General features: G+C 71.5%; 17 protein-coding genes and 1 pseudogene. 8 read left to right on the top strand and 10 right to left on the bottom strand.

Annotation, left to right across the window (positions count from 1 at the left end; translation table 11 throughout):
- Window position 1 precedes the first annotated feature (1 nt).
- Together LL648_RS41645 and LL648_RS41640 are read right to left on the bottom strand one after the other, a co-directional pair.
- The gene (locus tag LL648_RS41645) at window positions 2-1,909 is read right to left on the bottom strand and encodes an FtsX-like permease family protein (protein ID WP_232668503.1); all 1,908 of its coding nucleotides are present in this window, start codon (window positions 1,907-1,909) and stop codon (window positions 2-4) included.
- Window positions 1,910-1,921: 12 nt separating this feature from the next.
- The gene (locus LL648_RS41640; RefSeq protein WP_232668515.1) at window positions 1,922-2,629 is read right to left on the bottom strand and encodes an ABC transporter ATP-binding protein; all 708 of its coding nucleotides are present in this window, start codon (window positions 2,627-2,629) and stop codon (window positions 1,922-1,924) included.
- Between the two features lie 198 nt (window positions 2,630-2,827).
- Here LL648_RS41640 and LL648_RS41635 point away from each other — a divergent pair, with 198 nt between their 5' ends.
- Window positions 2,828-4,132: a sensor histidine kinase gene (locus LL648_RS41635; protein ID WP_232668502.1), complete on the top strand. Its 1,305-nt coding sequence runs from the start codon at window positions 2,828-2,830 to the stop codon at window positions 4,130-4,132.
- Window positions 4,132-4,785, top strand: coding sequence for a response regulator (locus LL648_RS41630; RefSeq protein ID WP_441344314.1), 654 nt, complete (start codon window positions 4,132-4,134; stop codon window positions 4,783-4,785). The genes LL648_RS41635 and LL648_RS41630 overlap by 1 nt, the downstream gene beginning before the upstream one ends.
- Window positions 4,786-4,865: 80 nt before the next feature.
- On the opposite strand, the gene LL648_RS41625 is transcribed toward LL648_RS41630, so the two are convergent.
- Entirely contained in the window at window positions 4,866-5,501 is a 636-nt protein-coding gene (locus LL648_RS41625) for a dihydrofolate reductase family protein (RefSeq protein ID WP_232668500.1), read from the bottom strand.
- Between the two features lie 112 nt (window positions 5,502-5,613).
- Between LL648_RS41625 and LL648_RS41620 the strand changes: the two genes are divergently transcribed.
- Together LL648_RS41620 and LL648_RS41615 are read left to right on the top strand one after the other, a co-directional pair.
- Entirely contained in the window at window positions 5,614-6,525 is a 912-nt protein-coding gene (locus LL648_RS41620) for a LysR family transcriptional regulator (RefSeq protein ID WP_232668499.1), read from the top strand.
- A gap of 24 nt (window positions 6,526-6,549) precedes the next feature.
- Window positions 6,550-7,608 (top strand): flavin-containing monooxygenase, encoded by a 1,059-nt coding sequence (locus LL648_RS41615; RefSeq protein WP_232668498.1) that lies wholly within the window; start codon window positions 6,550-6,552, stop codon window positions 7,606-7,608.
- A 69-nt stretch (window positions 7,609-7,677) separates the two neighbouring features.
- Here LL648_RS41615 and LL648_RS41610 read toward each other — a convergent pair whose 3' ends face one another.
- Complete coding sequence (locus LL648_RS41610) at window positions 7,678-8,175, bottom strand: MarR family winged helix-turn-helix transcriptional regulator (RefSeq protein WP_232668497.1); 498 nt, start codon at window positions 8,173-8,175, stop codon at window positions 7,678-7,680.
- A gap of 104 nt (window positions 8,176-8,279) precedes the next feature.
- Between LL648_RS41610 and LL648_RS41605 the strand changes: the two genes are divergently transcribed.
- A complete protein-coding gene (locus tag LL648_RS41605; protein ID WP_232668496.1) occupies window positions 8,280-9,074 on the top strand; it encodes an alpha/beta fold hydrolase in 795 nt (264 codons plus the stop codon).
- Window positions 9,074-9,589 carry a cupin domain-containing protein gene (locus LL648_RS41600; protein WP_232668495.1) on the top strand — a complete coding sequence of 172 codons (516 nt, stop codon included), beginning with the start codon at window positions 9,074-9,076 and terminating at the stop codon, window positions 9,587-9,589. Before LL648_RS41605 ends, LL648_RS41600 begins: the two co-directional genes overlap by 1 nt.
- Here LL648_RS41600 and LL648_RS41595 read toward each other — a convergent pair.
- The 3 genes from LL648_RS41595 to LL648_RS41585 are packed head-to-tail and all read right to left on the bottom strand — an operon-like array spanning window position 9,571 to window position 12,285.
- Window positions 9,571-10,719, bottom strand: coding sequence for an aromatic ring-hydroxylating oxygenase subunit alpha (locus LL648_RS41595; RefSeq protein ID WP_232668494.1), 1,149 nt, complete (start codon window positions 10,717-10,719; stop codon window positions 9,571-9,573). The two genes, LL648_RS41600 and LL648_RS41595, sit on opposite strands and share 19 nt — an antisense overlap.
- Window positions 10,720-10,759: 40 nt before the next feature.
- Window positions 10,760-11,935 carry an NAD(P)/FAD-dependent oxidoreductase gene (locus LL648_RS41590; protein WP_232668493.1) on the bottom strand — a complete coding sequence of 392 codons (1,176 nt, stop codon included), beginning with the start codon at window positions 11,933-11,935 and terminating at the stop codon, window positions 10,760-10,762.
- A complete protein-coding gene (locus LL648_RS41585) occupies window positions 11,935-12,285 on the bottom strand; it encodes a bifunctional 3-phenylpropionate/cinnamic acid dioxygenase ferredoxin subunit (protein WP_232668492.1) in 351 nt (116 codons plus the stop codon). Before LL648_RS41585 ends, LL648_RS41590 begins: the two co-directional genes overlap by 1 nt.
- Before the next feature lie 122 nt (window positions 12,286-12,407).
- Here LL648_RS41585 and LL648_RS41580 point away from each other — a divergent pair, with 122 nt between their 5' ends.
- The gene (locus LL648_RS41580) at window positions 12,408-13,196 is read left to right on the top strand and encodes an IclR family transcriptional regulator (protein WP_232668491.1); all 789 of its coding nucleotides are present in this window, start codon (window positions 12,408-12,410) and stop codon (window positions 13,194-13,196) included.
- Between the two features lie 6 nt (window positions 13,197-13,202).
- Here the strand turns inward: LL648_RS41580 and purU are convergent, their stop codons facing one another.
- The gene (purU, locus tag LL648_RS41575; RefSeq protein WP_232668490.1) at window positions 13,203-14,051 is read right to left on the bottom strand and encodes a formyltetrahydrofolate deformylase; all 849 of its coding nucleotides are present in this window, start codon (window positions 14,049-14,051) and stop codon (window positions 13,203-13,205) included.
- A gap of 76 nt (window positions 14,052-14,127) precedes the next feature.
- Between purU and LL648_RS41570 the strand changes: the two are divergent.
- Window positions 14,128-14,780, top strand: a pseudogene (locus tag LL648_RS41570) (GntR family transcriptional regulator).
- 5 nt (window positions 14,781-14,785) lie between these two features.
- On the opposite strand, the gene LL648_RS41565 reads toward LL648_RS41570, so the two are convergent.
- Both LL648_RS41565 and LL648_RS41560 read right to left on the bottom strand, forming a co-directional pair.
- Window positions 14,786-17,233, bottom strand: coding sequence for a GcvT family protein (locus tag LL648_RS41565; RefSeq protein ID WP_232668489.1), 2,448 nt, complete (start codon window positions 17,231-17,233; stop codon window positions 14,786-14,788).
- A 181-nt stretch (window positions 17,234-17,414) separates the two neighbouring features.
- Window positions 17,415-17,606: a hypothetical protein gene (locus LL648_RS41560; protein ID WP_232668488.1), complete on the bottom strand. Its 192-nt coding sequence runs from the start codon at window positions 17,604-17,606 to the stop codon at window positions 17,415-17,417.
- Window positions 17,607-17,819 lie beyond the last annotated feature (213 nt).

Here is a 17,819-nt window from a genome sequence, read left to right as displayed (position 1 = left end):
CTCACTCCTTCGTCGTCACCAGTGACACGGCCGGCGGGTTCGTTGCGATGGCGGCGGTGATCCCGCTCGTCGCCGCCACGACGGCCACCGAGCCGATCGCGACGACGGCGAGCAAGGTCCACGGGACGTACACCACGGTCGCGCCCATCGCTTTGTGGATGGCGCCGCTGATGCCGATCAGCCCGGCCCCGGCCACCCCGCAGCCGAGCACGACCCCGATGACCGCCACGGCGGTGGCCTCGACCACGGCCGTCCGGACCACCTGTGCCCGGTCCAGACCGGTCACCCGGGCGACGGCGAACTCGCGCCGGCGTTCCGTCCCGGCGATGACGACCGCGTTGACGACGGCCATCAGCGCGTACAGGCCGGCGAGGCCCATCACCACGGTCAGGATCTTGACGTTGCCGTCCTGGGCGTTCTCCGCGCGGGCAGCGGCCCACTCGGGTACCGACTGCACCTGGGCGAAGCCGGCTTGCTCGATCCGCCGGGCGACGACGTCGGGATCCTGCCCCGGCACGACCTGGACGACGGTCTCGGTCGGTGCACCGGCCCACACCTCGACCGGCAGCGTCGCGCGCGGGACGAGGAAGCTGTCGCCGGCTTCGAGGGTCTCGGGGAAGCCGCCGACCACGGTGAGCTGCAGCGCCTGCCCACCGGCCTCGACCGCGAGCACCTGGCCGGGCTTGATCCGCTCGGAGTGTTGCGCGGGCCCGGTGAAGACGGTGTCGCCGGTGAGCGCGTCGAGGCTGCCCGTCGCCGGCGCCAGGGTGTGGGTGCGGGCGTACTCGGCGGCGTCCACCGCGACGATCCCGGTGTAGACGCTCCTCGACCGCACCGTGATCGTGATGTCCACGGCGTTCTGCCGGGAAGCCACGGCCACCCCCTCGATCGCCGGCAGCCGTTCCGCCTCCTCCCCCGTCGAGCTCACGACCAGCTGCGCGGCGACGGACCGTTTTGCCTCCTCCCCGCTCGCGGCGGCGAGCGAGCCGAACGTGCCGGCCAGCCCGAGCAGCAGCGCCACCAGCACGATCAGCGGTGAGGCGGTGGCGGCGCTGCGCCGCACCCCGTCGCGCAGGTTGGCCCGCGCCAGCCCGACGAGGGCGCCGGCGGGCACGACGATCCCGACCAGCCAGGCCGTGAACGGCACGACCAGCGGGCTGAGCAAACTCATCGCGACCGCCCCGAACATGGAGATGCCCAGGGCCGCCAGCATCGCGCCGATCAGGTTCGCGCCTTGCGCCCACACCACCATCGCGACCGTGCAACTCGCGAAGGAGACACCGAGCAGCCACCGCGACACCGTCATCACCCTGGCTGCCTCGCCCGTCTCCCGCAGGGCCTCCAGGGGCCGGATCCGCGCCGCCCGCAGCGAGGCGGTGAACACCCCGGTGAGTGCCACGCCGACCCCGATCACCCCGGCGACGACCGCGGCCCACACCTGGAACGAAGCGCTGAAGCCCTCGGGCAGCAGCCCCATCCCGATGAGCAGCCACGTCTGGATGCCCTGCGCGACCACCCCGAGCGGCACGCCCAGCACGGACCCGACCACGCCGAGCAGCAAGGACTCCGAGAGCAGCAGCATCCGCAGCTGGCCGCGGCTCCCGCCGGTCAGGCGCAGCAGGGCGAGGTCGCGACGGCGCTGGACGACGGTGAAGCCGAACGTCGAGCTGACGATGAAGACCGCCAGGAACATCGCGAGGAACGCGGTCATGCCCATGACGGTCGCGGCGCCGACGAACCCCTCGCGGACCTGGTCCTCGGCTTGACGGGACAGCCCGGGCGGGATCTGCGGTTCCCCCGTCGCCGCCAGGACCACCATCGACGCCTGCACGAGCGCTACTCCGACGGCCACGCTGAGGATGGCCCCGACGAACAGCTCCCACCGTTCGCGGAACGTACTGAGCGACATCAGGAACACGGCTCAGCCCTCCAGCCGTGCGAGCCGCTCGGCGACGCCCCGGGTGCTCGGCTGCTCCATGCGGTCGACGATGCGGCCGTCGGACAGGAACACCACCGCATCGGCCCCGGCTGCGACCGCGGGGTCGTGGGTCACCATGACGATCGTCTGGCCCGCGGAGCGCACCATCGTCCGCAACAGGTCGAGGACCGCCTTCGCGGAATGCGAATCGAGCGCGCCCGTGGGTTCGTCGGCGAACAGCACGGCCGGGCGGGAGATCATCGCGCGCGCGATGGCGACGCGCTGCTGCTGGCCACCGGACAGCTCACGGGGCCGGTGGCCGGCGCGGTCGGCGAGCCCGACGCCGGCCAGCACCTGACGGACCTCGCTCTTGGACACGCGCGTGCCGGCCAGCTTCGCGGGGAACGCAACGTTCTGCTCAGCGGTCAGCGAGCTGATCAGGTTGAAGCTCTGGAACACGAATCCGATCGTGCGACGCCGCATTTCGGTGAGCACGCGCTCGGGTGCGGCGGTGATGTCGCGCCCGGCGAGGAAGACGCGTCCGCTGGTGACCCGGTCGAGCCCGGCGGCGCAATGCAGAAGGGTGGACTTGCCGGAACCCGACGGGCCCATGACGGCGGTCCAGCTGCCTGCCGGGCAGCTCAGGCTGACGCCGTCGAGCGCGGCGACCCCGGTGGCGCGCGGTCCGTGGAAGCGGGTGACCTGGTGCAGCTCGACCGCCGATCGACCCGCGGCGGGGACCGCCTGCCGGGGATCGGCGGTGAGGGGCTGGTGCCAGGACACGTGATGACCTCCGTCTTCGGTGTGGCCTCCAGCAAACCCGAGGCGGCGATCGGAGTCATTGCACCTAGGTGCCGAATCGGAGGTGGAGAAAACTCCACCTCCGCGCCGCTCACTACGGTGTTCGTCGTGGCAGTGCGCACGATCTGGGAGGCGATGGCCCGCCGTCGGTTCCTCCTGACGTCGTGGCCGTGGCGCGGTCTGTCGTACGTGCTGAGCACGCCGCTGGTGTCGCTGCTGGTCGGCATGGCCGTCGCCGCGATGTGCCTGCCGTGGTTCTACCTGGCCTCCCGGTTCCTCCGCGCCCAGCCGACCGCGCCGGCGGAGACGGTGCTGGTGGGGTTGATGGGACTGGTCGTGCTTGTGGCCGGCGGCCCGCTCGTCGCTGTTCCGGTGGCCCGGCTGGAACGGCTGCGCTTGCGCCTCGTCGACGCCGACCCCGTATCGCCGCCCGTCGTCGCCACCGTCGGCAGCCGGCTCGGCAGGCTGCGCCGCCGCTACACCGAGCCCGCGACGTGGCGGGAGCTCGCCTACCTGGTTGTCGTGACGCTGGCGGCGCTGCCGAGCGCGGCGATCGTCCTGACGCTGGCGATGGCCGTCGCACTGATCGCCGGCCCGCTGCTCGTCGAGCCGGAGAGCCCGCTCGCGCTCGGCTTCGGGCAGGTCCGCACGGTCGCGGAGGCGGCGCCGTTCGCGCTGGTCGGGGCGGTGTCGATCCCGGTGACGCTGTACCTCGTCGCCGGGCTGGCCGGGCTGCACGCGACCGCGGCGAGGGCGTTGCTCTCAGGGGCGGACGAGCGGCTGCGGAGCGAGCTGGTGGAGGTCTCCCGGTCGCGGGAACGCCTGGTCACCGCGTTCGAGGTGGAACGGCGGCGGATCGAGCGGGACCTGCACGACGGCGCGCAGCAACGGCTGGTCGGCCTCATCCTGCAGCTGGGTCTGGCGAAGGTGGAGATGCCGCCGGACGCACCCGGCACCGGGTCCGTCGCCAACGCCCACGACCAGGCCAAACTGTTGCTGACGGAGCTGCGGGAGTTCATCCACGGCATCCACCCGCAGGCGCTCTCGGACCTGGGGCTGCCGAGCGCGCTGCAGGAGCTCGCCGACCGGTCGGCCATTGCCGTGACCGTCGAGTGCACGATCCCGCAGCGGCCGTCCGCCGCGGTGGAGGGCGCGGGCTACTTCGTGGTCGCCGAGGCGTTGAGCAACGCGGGCAAGCACAGCGGGGCCACCGAGATCCGGGTCGCGGCAACCGTCCGGCAGGGCGTGCTCACCGTCGAGGTCACCGACAACGGTCGCGGCGGCGCGGACGCCCGGCACGGCAGCGGCCTGACCGGCCTCGCCGACCGGGCAGCGGCCCTCGGCGGCACCTTGTCCCTCTCCAGCCCGGTCGGCGGGCCCACCACCGTGCGAGCGGAGTTCCCATGCGGGTGATCCGGACCGTCCTCGCCGAGGACGGGGCCCTGCTGCGGGAGGGTCTCGCGGCCCTGCTCGACCGGTTCGGGTTCCAGGTGGTGGCGGCCGTCGGGGACGCGGAAGCGCTGGTAGCGGCGGTCGGCGAGCACAACCCCGACCTCGTCGTCACCGACATCCGGATGCCTCCGGGTTTCACCGACGAGGGGCTGCGGGCGATCGTGCGGCTGCGGCAGGACCGGCCGGAGCTGCCCGTGGTGGCCCTGAGCCAGTACGTCGAGACCAGCTACGCCTCCGACCTGCTGGACTCCGGCGGCGGGGTCGGCGTCGGCTACCTGCTGAAGGACCGGGTCGGCGACGTGCACGAGTTCCTCGCGATCCTGCACCGGGTGGCGGCGGGCGAGACCGTCGTCGACCCGCAGGTCGTCCGCAAGCTGCTGAAACGCAGCAGCACCCCGCTGGCGACCCTCACCAACCGGGAACGCGAGGTGCTCGGCCTCGTCGCCGAGGGCTACTCCAACGCCGCCATCGCCGCGCGGCTCGTCGTCACCGAGGCCGCGGTGAACAAGCACATCGGCAACATCTTCACCAAGCTCGGCTTCGCGCCCGGCGAAGACCGCAACCGCCGGGTGCTCGCAACCCTCACCTACCTGCGCGACAGAGCGCAGCCGTAACCCGAACTTCCCCACCGTTTGGGTGGATGCGCGCCGAAAACGCGCGCATGTGCCCAAAACGGTGGGGAGATTGGGCGCGGTCAGATGCCCTTGCGGGTGAACGTCACGTGCGTGACCCCGCTCGGCGCGGAGATCGTCTCGACCACGTAGTCCTTCTCGACCCCTTCGAGTTCCTCCCCCCAGAGGCGGACGCCGCGGCCGAGCACGATGGGGACCACCGCGAGGTGCATGAAGTCGATCAGCCCGGCCGCGAGGAAGTCGCGGATCACGGTGGCGCCGCCGCCGATGCGGACATCCTTGCCGTCCGCCGCCTTGCGGGCGGTCTCGAGCGCCTCGGCGGGCGAGGCGTCCAGGAAGTGGTAGGTGGTGCCGCCTTCCATCTCGATCGACGAGCGCGTGTGGTGGGTGAGGATGAAGGTGGGCGTGTGGAAGGGCGGGTTCGGGCCCCACGCGCCCTTCCAGTCCGGGTCGTCCTGCCATCCGGGGTGGCCCCACTTGCCGGCGCCCATGATCTCGGCGCCGATGCCGGGGCCGTGCTGCTGGACGAAGGCGTTGTCGACGCCTCCGCTACCGCCGGCCTGCCACCACCGGGTGGCGAACATCCACTCGTGCAGCCTCTCGCCGGCGTGCCCGAAGTGGTGGTCGGCGTCCTGGCCCTCACCGGTGCCATAGCCGTCGAGTGAAATCGCGAAGTTGTGGACGCGGGCGAGTGACATGGTTGGTACTCCTTGGCCTTTCGGGGTGCCCTGGGGATGCGAAAAGCGTCCACCAACGCTCGGATCCGGTCTAATGCCAAGCTTGATAGCGGGCCATAGATATGCTCGATCAATGCTGGACGTCACACGGCTGCGCGTCCTCGACGCCGTCGCGCGGCTCGGTTCGGTCACCGCCGCCGCGAAGGCGTTGCACTACACCCAGCCGACGGTCAGCCACCACCTCGCCCGGCTCGAGGCCGAGACCGGCGCGCAGCTGCTGCAACGGGCCGGGCGCGGCGTCCGACTCACCCCCGCGGGACAGCTGCTGGCGGCCCGCGCGGCCGAGATCATCGCGCGCATCGACGCCGCCGACTCCGAGCTCGCCGCGCACGTCGGGCTCAGCGCCGGACGGGTGCGGCTGGCCGGGTTCCACTCCGTGATCGGCTCGCTCGTCCCGGCGACGATAGCCGCGCTGACCAGCAAGTATCCCGGCCTGCAGGTCGATCTGACCGACACCCAACCACCCGAGGCGCTGGAGCTGCTGCGCGCCGGCAAGATCGACGTCGCGATCATCTTCCGCTACGAGGAGACCCGACCCGAGCCCGGCGACGTCCGCCTGGTCCACCTCCTCGACGACGCGCTGTACCTGCTCTCCACCCGCCCAGAGACGTCGCTGGACAGCCTGCGTGATGCCACTTGGATCGCCGGTTGCGACCGGTGCCGCCAACACCTCGTGGCCATGTGCGCCGACGCGGGCTTCGAACCGAAGATCGGCTACACGACCGAGGACATGGTGGTGATGCAGGCGCTGGTGGGCGCCGGTCTGGGGGTGACGACCAGCCCCGGGCTGGCTCTGCGGGCCCACCGCCTAGACGGGATCGTGGCGAGCGAGCTGCCGGGCTCCCACCAGCGCATCTTCGCGGCGACGTACGGCGAACCGCCCGACCCGCCCGCCACGATCGCCGTGCTGGCCGCGCTCGCGGAAGCCGCGGCGACGCTCGGAGACCTCCAGGTGCCGTCCGCTCGAAACGATTTGTCCGGTTGACGCAGGATGTCCGAAGGTGGGCCCGTGGACGACGTGATCGTGATCGGTGCGGGCCAGGCCGGCATCGCCGCCGCGGGCGCACTCCGCGAGCAGGGCCTGAAGCCGCTCGTGCTGGAGGCCGGCCCCGCGGCGACGGGATCCTGGCCGCACTATTACGACAGCCTCAAACTCTTCAGCCCCGGCCGCCTCAACACGCTGCCCGGCCACCACCCGTTCCCCGGCGACCCGCACCGCTACCCCGGGCGCGACGAGGTCGCCGACTACCTGCGCGACTGCGCTGCCCGGCTCGACTGCGAGGTCCGCACTGGTCACCGCGTCAGCGCGGTCACGGCCCCAGAAAGCGGGATCGACGGCGGGTTCCTCGTCCGCACCGACAACGGCGTCGAGCTGCCGGCGGCCACGGTCGTCGCCGCGACCGGACAGTTCGGCAATCCGCACTGCCCGGAGATCCCGGCGCTCGCCGGCTACACCGGCCGGCTGCTGCACGCCGCCGACTACCGGGGCCCCGAACCGTTCGCGGGCCGCCGGGTCGTCGTGGTCGGGGGCGGCAACTCCGCGGTGCAGATCGCCGTCGAGCTGGCCGAGCACACCAACGTGACGATCACCGGGCGCGGCCCGATCCGCTACGCCACGAGCAAACCGATCCCCGGCGACTCCCGCTTCTGGAACGTGCTGTCCGTGGCGTCCCGGATCCCGGCGGGACGGTTCATCCGGTCGAGCGGCGTCCCCGTCATCGACACAGCGGCGTACCGCGCGGCGATCGAGGCCGGCCGGCCCGGGTGGCGCGCCATGCCCACCGGAGCGGACGGCAGCACCGTCGAGTGGCCGGACGGGTCCCGCGACGACGTCGACGTCGTGCTGCTGGCGACCGGCTACCGACCGGCCCTGGGCTACCTGCGCGGGCTCGGCGCCCTCGGCCCGGATGGCCGGCCGCGGCACCGCAACGGGCTGTCGCTCACCCATCCCGGGCTCGCCTTCATCGGGCTGGAGTACCAGCGCACGATCCTGTCGGCCGCCCTGCACGGGGTCGGCCGCGACGCCCGGTACGTGGCACGGAAGCTGCGGGCGCACGGCCGGCGTTGACCGTCGACAACGACGTTTTGGCTGTTGTGAGCGCTAACAAACGACCAGAACGTCGTTGTCGACGTTGAGTCATGCCTGGCCGTCGCCCGCAGCTTCGAGGAGGCGCTCCAGCGTCGCCGCGAGGTGGTCGCGCTCCTGGGCGTCGAGGGTCTCCATCAGCCTCGCCTCGTTGGCGAGGTGCAGCGGGAGCACGCTGTCGATGACGTCGCGGCCGCGCGGGGTCAGCCGGATCTTCACCGACCGCCGGTCCCCGTCGTCACGCACCCTGCTGACCAGACCCTTGGCCTCCATCCGGTCGACCCGCAGGGTGACCGCACCCGTCGTGACCAGCGACGACTTCAGGAACATCCCGGCGGTCAGCTCGAACGGCTCACCGGCCCGGCGCAGCGTCGACAGCATGTCGAACTCGCCGGGCTCGAGGTCGTGCCCGGAGAGGAAGTCCTTGATCTCCTTGTCCCACAGCCGGGAGAGCCGCATCACTCGGCCGAGCACGCCGATCGGCCAGGGGTCGAGGTCGGGCCGTTCCCGACGCCACTGCTCCAGCACCGCCGCCACCGCGTCCGACATCTCACTCCCTCAAGTATCTCAGCGCTCACTTACTTGACGCCCACTCAATCGCGAGTTAGCTTAGCGCTCATCTAACCAGCACTGAGCTACTTGGAGGCAGCGACATGCCCACCACGACGGTCGCCGACGCGGCGGTCCACTACCTCGTCGACGGCACGGGGCCCGGCCTCGTGCTGGTCCACGGCACCGGCGGCGACGCCGAGAAGGTGTTTGGCAACGTCGTCGACCACTTCACCGCCACCAACACCGTCGTCCGACCCAACTTCAGCGGCAGCGGCGCCACCACGGACGGCGGCGGCGAGCTCACGGTCGACGTGATCGCCGAGCAGGTGGCAGCGGCCACGCAGGACGCGGTCGACGGCCCGGTCACCCTGCTCGGGTTCTCGCTCGGTGCAGTCGCCGCGGCCGCGGTCGCTGCCACCCGACCCGACCTCGTGAGTCGGCTCGTCCTCGTCGGGGGCTGGGCCGACTCGAACGGTCCGCGCGACCGGTTCTACTTCGAGACCTGGCGGGCGCTGCTCGACTCCGACCGCGAGCTGTTCAAGCGCTTCTCGACGCTGACCGGCTTCAGCGCCGCGGCGATCGACCGGTTCGGCCACGACGGCCTGGCCGCGTCGCTCGCGGACGAGTGGCCGCCGCCCGGTATCGGTCGCCAGATCGACGCCGGCCTGCACGCCGACGTCACGAAGCTGCTCCCCGCGATCACCGCGCCCACGCTGGTGATCGGGTTCGCCGACGACGCCATGATCCCGATCGACGGATCCCGCCGGCTGCACGAAGGGATCGCCGGCAGCCGTCTCGTCGAGCTCCCCGGCGAGGGCCACATGGACTGGTTCGCCGACCCGAGCACCATCGTCGCGCTCGTCCGCGAGTTCCTCGACCGCGGCCGGGAGAACTGATGTCGTACCCGCCCGACCGCTACTTCGGGGACGCCGGCGAGATCAACGCGACCTTCCGCCCGGTCACCGCCCCACCGGACTTCGTCTCGACACCCGTCACCTCCGACGGGCCGACCGTCGCAACCGGGACCCGCTACCACTACCTGTCCACCACGGCGTCCACCAGCGGCGAGTACGGCCTGTACAGGGTGGACATGGGGCCCGAGTTCGGCGGCCCGAGCACGCACTTCCACCGGGCCATGTCGGAGTCGTTCTTCATCCTCTCCGGGACGATGCGGCTCTTCGACGGCGACCGGTGGATCGACGCGACCGCGGGCGACTACCTCTACGTCCCGGTCGGCGGGCTGCACGCGTTCCGCAACGAGTCGGGCGCGCCCGCGTCGATGCTCATGCTGTTCGCCCCCGGAGCACCCCGCGAGGAGTACTTCGAGGGCATCACGCAGCTCGGCGACCTCGACGACGAGCAGCGCGCCGCGTTCTTCGTCGAGCACGACAGCTACTTCCTCTCGAGCTGAACGCTAGTGCGGCGCCCCACCGCAGCGGCGACCCAGTCCCGGAACTCGCCGATGTGGTGCTCGCTGGGCACCAGCACCCCGCCCGCGGCGTACGCCTTTGAGGACATCGCGGGTTGGCAGCGCTCGCAGGCGTCGAAGTCCTGCTGGTTGACGCGGTGGAAGAGCTCGACCGAGCGGTCCAGGTCGCGGCCGCTGTCGATGACGTCCTGCGGGTACAGCCAGTCGCACTCGACGATCGTGCGGTCCACGGCCATCGGGTACATCCGGTGGAAGATCACGTGGTCGGGCACGAGGTTGATGAAGACCTGCGGGTTCACGGTGATCGCGTAGTAGCGGCGGTCGTGCTCGGCGCCGACGCCCTCGATGGTCTCGAAACCGGCGCTGCCGTCGACGGTGAAGCCGCTGACGTCGTCGCCGAAGGCGGCGCCGTGGCCCACGAAGTACTGGGCCGCGTAGCCGTCGGCGAACTCCGGCAGCACCTCGGTGAGCTCGGGGTGGATCGTCGCGCAGTGGTAGCACTCCATGAAGTTCTCGACGATCAACTTCCAGTTCGCCCGGACGTCGTAGACGATCCGGCGCCCGACTGCCAGCTCGTCGATCGCCCACCTGTCGATCGCGGCGGGGTCGCCGAGCCGGTCGGTCACCGCCGCCTGCACCGTCGCTTCGAACGACGGGGGTTCGTCGGCGAGGCAGACCCAGATCGTGCCGAGCCATTCCCGCAGCGTGACCGTGTGCAGGCCGTACTCGGCGCGGTTCACGTCGGCCATCGAGGTCAGGTTCGGGGCGGCGATCAGCGCACCGTCCAGCCCGTAGGTCCAGGCGTGGTACGGGCACTGGATCTTGTTGCGCAGCGTGCCCTCCGGCTCGACGCAGAGCTGGGCCCCGCGGTGCCGGCAGACGTTTAGGAATGCCCGCACGCCGCCGTCGCGACCGCGGACGAGCAGCACGCTCTCACCGCCGACGTCGACCTTGCGGAAGCTGCCCGGCTTGGCGAGGTCGCTGCTGCGGGCGGCGGCGAACCAGTTCGCCTGGAAGATCCGCGAGCGCTCCAGCTCGAAGATCGCGGGGTCGGTGTAGTGCGCTCCGGGCAGGGTCGGGATCAGGCTGGTGGCGGTCTCGACGGTGCTCACGGGGTCCTCTCACATGTGGTGGGCGCGGTCGCGGTCACGGTCATGTCGCGACGGTCAGCCGGTCGCCGAGCCTGCGGCGCATCCGGCCGAAGGAGCGGGCGCGGTCGACCCCGAGCACAGCTACCGGCGAGCCGGACGGGTCGAGGTACAGGGCGAGGAAGTCGGCCGCCGCGGGATCGCCCTCGACGATCTCCACCTGGCAGTCGGGCGTGCGGTGGCCGGCGAACTGGACGCGGTGCCCGTACTGGTCCGACCAGAAGTACGGCACCTCGTGGTGCGGCGCGGGCGTGTGCACCCGGCCGAGCAGGGCGGCGACGGCGCCGACCGGCTGCTGGACGGCGTTCGTCCAGTGCTCCAGGCGCAGCATGCCGCCGGTGTAGCTGCGGTGGGAGTTGGCGCAGTCCCCCACGGCGACGACCGAGGGCAGCGAGGTCGCCCCGGCCGAGTCGGTGACCACACCGTCGTCGAGTGCAAGACCGGAACCGGCGAGCCACTCGACGTTCGGGAGCGCGCCGATGCCGACCACAACGACGTCGGCCGGCAACTCCCGGCCGTCGGTCAGCCGGACCGCGGTGACCCGATCCGAACCGACGACCCCGGCAACCCCGCAGCCGGTGTGCAGCCGCACCCCCGCCGCGGCGTGCAGCCCGGCGCAGAACCGGCCCACGTCCGCGCCGAGCGCGCGTTCGAGCGGCACCGCGCCATTGGCGACGAAGTCGACGTCGAGCCCCAGCCCGGCCGCCGTCGAGGCGACCTCGGAGCCGATGAAACCCGCCCCGACCACCACCAGCCGCGCGCCGGGAACCAGGTCGGCGCGCAGCGCAACCGCGTCGTCCAGCGTGCGCAGGACGTGCACGCCGGCCGGCATCGGTCCCGGCAGCGGGCGGGCGCGTGCCCCCGTGGCCAGCACGACGGCGTCGGCGACGATCCGCTCGCCGTCGTCGAGCACAACCGTCCGCTCGGCGGCGTCGAGCGCGGTGGCCCGCCGCCCGAGGCGCCACTCGGCGGCGAGCTCCGTGTCCTCCGGTGTGGTCAGGGCGAGGTCGTCGACCGACTGCGTGCCGGCCAGGAACTCCTTGGACAGCGGCGGGCGGTCGTACGGCGTGTGCAGCTCGTCGCCGACGACGACGATGCGGCCGTCGAAGCCCTGATCACGCAGGGCTCGGGTGGCGGTCAGCCCGGCGAGCGAGCCGCCGACGACGGTGACGGCACGCATCAGGCGTGCTCGCTCGCGCCCGCACCGACCGGGAACCGGGGCTCGACAGCAACCGACTCCTCGACCCAGATCTCCCCGTCCGAGACGACGACCGCATGGGTTCGGACGGCCTTCTTCGCCGGCGGCCCGCTGGGCAGGCCGGTGCGCAGGTCGAAGCAGGCCGCGTGCAGCGGGCACTCGACGGCGCAGCCCTCGACCCAGCCGTCGGCGAGCGAGGCGTCCTGGTGCGTGCAGGTGTCGTCGATGGCGTAGAGCCGGCCCTCGACGTGGAAGACGGCGATAGGCACACTGCCCTGCACCTTGACGGCTTCGCCATCAGGGATGTCCGAGACGGCGCCAACATAGATCATCGTTCGCTCCTGTTGCCTATCGCGGAACTCGTCATACCATTCGCAACAGAGGATGAGAGTGCGGCACGCTCTCCGTCAATCGTCGACGCCCGGTTCGTCGGCATCGAGTTCGGAGTTGCAGAATGCGCAACCACACCGCCGGCAACGACGCCGGCCCGGACGGTCGGACCTCGACGCAGGCCGTCGATCGGGCGCTGTCGATCCTGCCGCTGCTCGCGCGACGTGGGCCGTCCGGCGCGACGGAACTGGCCAAAGAGCTGGGGGTGCACAAGTCCACCGTGTCGCGGCTGCTCGCCGCGCTGGAGCGCCACCGGCTCGTCGAACCCGCAGGTGGGCGCGGCAAGTACCGCCTCGGCTTCGGCATCGTCCGCCTCGCCGGCGCGACCGCCGCACAGCTCGACATCGCCGCGGAGAGCCGCCCGTTCTGCGCGCAGCTGGCGGCCGAGCTCTCCGGCACGGTCAGCGTGAGCGTCCTCGAAGGCTGGTACGCGACGGCCGTCGTGCAGGAGCCGCCGACGGACCGGAACTGGATCGGGCTGCGCTCACCCCTGCACGCCACGGCAGGCGGCAAGGTGCTCATGGCGAGCTTCGGCGCGGAGGCGCTGCACGAGGCGCTCGACCGCCCGCGGGAGCGCTACACCGACCGCACGGTGATCGCGCGCGGCGCACTGGTCGCCGAGCTCAGCAGGGTGCGCGACCGCGGCTGGGCGGTGACGCAGGGCGAGTTCGAGGCCGACCTCAACGCCGTCGCCGTGCCGCTGCGCGGAGCGAGCGGGCAGATCGCGGGCACGCTGAGCGTCTCGGGGCGGGGCGACCGGTTCGGCCCCGCCGAGTACCGGTCGGCGGCCGTGGCGCTCGCCCACACCGCCGACGACATCTTCGCCCGCTTGCAGCTGCTCGCGAGCCCCTGAGCAGGGTCAACGGAAGACGACGGTGCTGTGCCCGTTGAGCAGCACCCGGCGCTCGCAGTGCCAGCGCACCGCACGGGAGAGCGCGAGCGCCTCGGCGTCGCGGCCGACGGTCTGCAACGCGCCGGGGTCGAAGCTGTGGTCGATCCGGATCACCTCCTGCTCGATGATCGGGCCCTCGTCCAGGTCGGGGGTGACGTAGTGGGCGGTCGCCCCGACGAGCTTCACCCCGCGGTCGTAGGCCTGGTGGTAGGGCTTGGCGCCCTTGAACCCGGGCAGGAACGAGTGGTGGATGTTGATCGCACGGCCGTGCAGCGCCTTGCAGGTCTGGTCCGAGAGGACCTGCATGTAGCGGGCCAGGACGACCAGCTCGGCGGCGTACTCGTCGATCAGCGCGAGCAGGCGGGCCTCGGCCTCCGGCTTGCTCTCGGGCGTGACCGGGACGTGCACGAACGGCAGCCCGGCCGCCTCGGCCATCGGGCGGAGGTCCTCGTGGTTGGACACCACGGCGACGATCTCCGCCCCGAGGCTGCCCGCGCGCCAGCGGAAGATCAGGTCGTTGAGACAGTGCCCGAGCTTCGACACCATCACAAGCGTCCGCACCGGCTCGGCGGGTGAGAACCGGAAGTCCATCTCGAAGTCCGCGGCCACCGACCCGAAGCCGGCCGCCATCGCGTCGAGATCGACGTCGGAGCCGGACGTCACCTGGGTGCGCAGGAACAACCGGTCGCGCACGGCGTCGTCGAACTGCTTGTACTCGCCGATGTCGCAGCCGTGCTCGAAGAGGTAGGCGCTGACCGCGCGGACGATCCCGGTGCGGTTCGGGCAGCTCAGGGTCAGGGTGAAGGAACGGGCCACAGCGAACTCCTTGGTACTCAGCGCTGATATGTCAGTGCTCGGCAAGAGGTACGTCTGTCCGACGTAGAATCGGCGCGTGCCGACCGCGCCCGAATCGCCGCAATCGCTGGCCGACCGCGCCTACGCGGTGATCCAGGACCGGTTGATCATGTTGGAGATCCCGCCGATGGCCCCGCTCGACGACGCCGAGCTGGTGCGGACGACCGGGGTGGGCCGGACCCGCTGCGCGAGGCGCTCAAGCGGCTCGAGCTCGACCGGCTCGTTGTCTCCTACCCGCGCCGGGGCACCTTCGCGACGGGCGTGGAGATCACGGACCTCGCCTCCATCTCCGAGATCAGGGTGCAGCTCGAACCGCTCGCCGCCCGGCGGGCGGCCGAGACCGCCGGCGCCGCGGTCCGTGCGGAGATGGCCGAGCTGGCCGGGGCGACCGAACGGCTGGACGTCCACACGCTCGAACGCAGCGAGCTGATGCGCTGGGACCTGCGGGTGCACCGGGCGATCTACCGGGCCGCGGGCAACGCGCACCTCGAGGACGTGCTGGTGCGCTACAACAACCTCGCCACCCGGATCTTCTGCCTGTTCCTCGACCGGATGCCTGAGTTCGACCGGCACGTCGGCGAGCACGTCGAGCTGCTGCGCGCGATCGCCGAGCAGGACGCCCCGGAGGCCGAGCGCCTCGCCCGCGAGCACGTGCTCGGCTTCGAGAAGGCCGTCCGGGCGATCATCTGAGCGGCTCACCGGCGGATTCGGGTCATCTCCGGATCGACCAGCGGCTCGGCGGCCACGGTCGCCCGCACCCTGCGGTCGAAGTACTGGATCTCCACCGAGGTACCGACCTCGACGGCGGGCAGCCAGGCGTAGGCGATGGGCCTGCCGACCGTGTGCCCGAAGGCGGCCGAGGTGACATACCCCGCGGGCTCGCCGTCGACGAACACGGGCTCGTGCCCGAGCACCACGCTGCGGCCGTCGTCGACGGTGAGGCAGGTCAGCCGCCGGGTCACGGTGTCGGCGGAGATCCCTTCCAGCGCTGACCGCCCGACGAACTCGCCCTTCTGCGGCCGCACGGCGAACCCGAGGCCGGCCTCGTACGGGTTGTGCTCCCTGGTCATGTCGGCGCCCCATGAGCGGTAGCCCTTCTCCAGCCGGAGGCTGTTGAAGGCGGCCCTCCCGGCGGCGATCACGCCGTGCTCGCGGCCGGCCGCCCACAGCACGTCCCACAGCTTGCGGCCGTACTCGGCGCTGGTGTAGATCTCCCAGCCCAGCTCGCCGACGTAGGACAGCCGCATAGCGGTGACCGGGATGCCGGCGATGTGCGCGCGCTGGGCGCGGAAGTACTTCAGGCCGTCGTTGGAGAAGTCATCGCTGGTCAGCGGCTGGACCAGGGCGCGCGCCTTCGGCCCCCAGACGCCGATGCAGCACGTGGCGCCGGTGATGTCGCGGACCTGGACGTCGGCCGGGGCGAGGCGGCGGAGGTGGTCGAGGTCGAGGTTGCCGTTGGCGCCGACCTGGAACAGCTCGGCGCCCAGGCGCGCGACGGTGAGGTCGCTGCGGATCCCGCCGGCGGCGTCGAGCATCAGGGTGTAAGTGACCGCACCGACCGACTTGTCCATCTTCCCCGTGGTCAGCCCTTCGAGGAACGCCAGCGCGCCGGGGCCGGCGACCTCCAGGCGCTTGAGCGCGGTCATGTCGTAGAGCGCGACGGCGGTGCGGGTCTTCCACGCCTCCGCGGCGGCGATCGGCGAGTGGAACATCGCAGACCAGGCGTCGCGCGCCGGCGGCCGCCACTCGGCGGGCAGCTCGTCGACCAGCGGTGCGTTGGCCTCGAACCAGTGCGGCCGCTCCCAGCCGTGCGACTCCAGGAAGACGGCGCCGAGCTCGCGCTGCCGGTCGTGGAACGGACTGACCCGCAGGTCGCGCGGAGAGAGCCTGGGCTGCAGCGGGTGCAGCACGTCGTAGACCTCGACGAAGTTGCGCTGCGAGGTCTCGTCGACGTACGCGTCGGTGGTCTCGATCTCGTCGAAGCGGGCGACGTCGCAGCCGTGCAGCTCGATCTCGCTGCGGCCGTCGACAAGCAGCTGCGCGACCGCACGCGCGACGCCGGCGGAGTGGGTGACCCAGACGGCCTCGGCGATCCAGAACCCGGCGACGTCCGGCGACTCCCCGATCAGCGGGCCGCCGTCGGGAGTGAAGGAGAAGATGCCGTTGAACCCGGTCTCGACCTTGGCCCGGCGCAGCGACGGCAGCAGCTGCTTGCTGTCCTCCCAGGAGGGCGCGAAGTCGTCCTCGGTGAAGGGCAGCATCGAGGGCATGGCCGACTCGCCGACGTCGCCGACCTCGGGCAGCTCGCTCATCCGGACCGGCATGGGGCGGTGGGCGTAGGAGCCGATGCCGATGCAGTCGTGGTGCTCGCGGTAGTAGAGGTCGCGGTCCTGGTGGCGCAGGATCGGGAGGCGGGCCTCGATGGTGTTGCCGGCGATCTCGGCGACCTGCCCGGTGCGGACGTACTGGTGGGCGAGCGGCAGGAGCGGCACCCGCATCCCGACGAGCTTCCCCAGCTCACGGCCCCAGAAGCCGGCGCAGGACACCACGATGTCGGCGGGCACGTCGCCGTCGTCGGTGCGGACGCCCGTGACCCGGCCGGCTTCGTGGTTGATCCCGACGACGCGGGTGGAGCCGCGGAAGCTGGCGCCGCGCGACTCGGCGCGCCGGATCAGCGCTTCGACCGCGCGGGCGGCCTTGGCCAGCCCGTCGGTGGGGGTGTGGAAGCCGCCGAGCACCTGGTCGAGGTCGAGCAGCGGGTGCAACCGCGCGCACTCCCCCGGCCCGACGACCTCGCCGGGCACACCCCACGACGTGGCCCAGCCCTGCCTGCGGTGCAGGTCGGCGAGCCGTTCCGGAGTGGTGGCGACCTCCAGGCCGCCGACCTGGTTGAAGCACGACGCCCCGTCGACGTCGAGGCCGAGCAGCTTCTCGACGGTGTAGGTGGCGAACCCGGTCATCGTCTTCGACGCGTTGGTCTGGAAGACGAGCCCCGGCGCGTGCGAGGTGGAGCCGCCGGTCAGCGGCAGCGGCCCCTGGTCGAGGACGGTGACCTGCTCCCATCCGCGCTGGGTGAGCTCGTCGGCCAGGTTCGCCCCGACGATCCCGGCTCCGATGATCACGACGCGGGGGGTGGTGCTCAAAGTATCTCCTCGGGCGTCATATCTTCTGTCGGCAACTGATATATCAACGCGACGCCAAGATGACACGGAGGTGGGGGGCGGGTCAACACCCGCCCCCGCCTGGACCGTCGACAACGACGTTCTGGCTGGTGGTAGCGCTCACAAACAGCCAGAACGTCGTTGTCGACGCTCTGGGACGGACTCAGCAGGCCTCGAACTGCTCGCATATTCCGCAACCGCCGTCCCAGCAGAGCTTCCACCAGCGGAACCTGTAGTTGTCCACGTCCCGGATGCAGCCGCACGAGACGAACCACCAGCTGGCTGCCGCCGCCTCGGTCTTCGGCACGACGAGCTGCAGGAGCGAGTCTGAAAGCAGTTCCACCCGACGCTTCATGACATCCTCCAGTTGATCAAAAGGAACGGACCTACCGAGAGGATCGGGTGCGGCGACGAAATCTCGCTTTCATCCCGCTTGCAGGGTCGGCCAACACGTGCGCGAGACGGCTCTGCGGGGCACGTGTCGGGCGAGACGGTCACGTCCCGCTGAGTGGTGGAGTTCGTGCTCGACACCGTGCGGGTCAGTGTGTGGTCATGATGCCGTGATGAG

Origin of the sequence: Pseudonocardia sp. TRM90224 (assembly GCF_021245725.1) — a bacterium.
GTDB lineage: Bacteria > Actinomycetota > Actinomycetes > Mycobacteriales > Pseudonocardiaceae > Pseudonocardia.
This window is presented reverse-complemented; position numbering and strand designations above follow the sequence as displayed.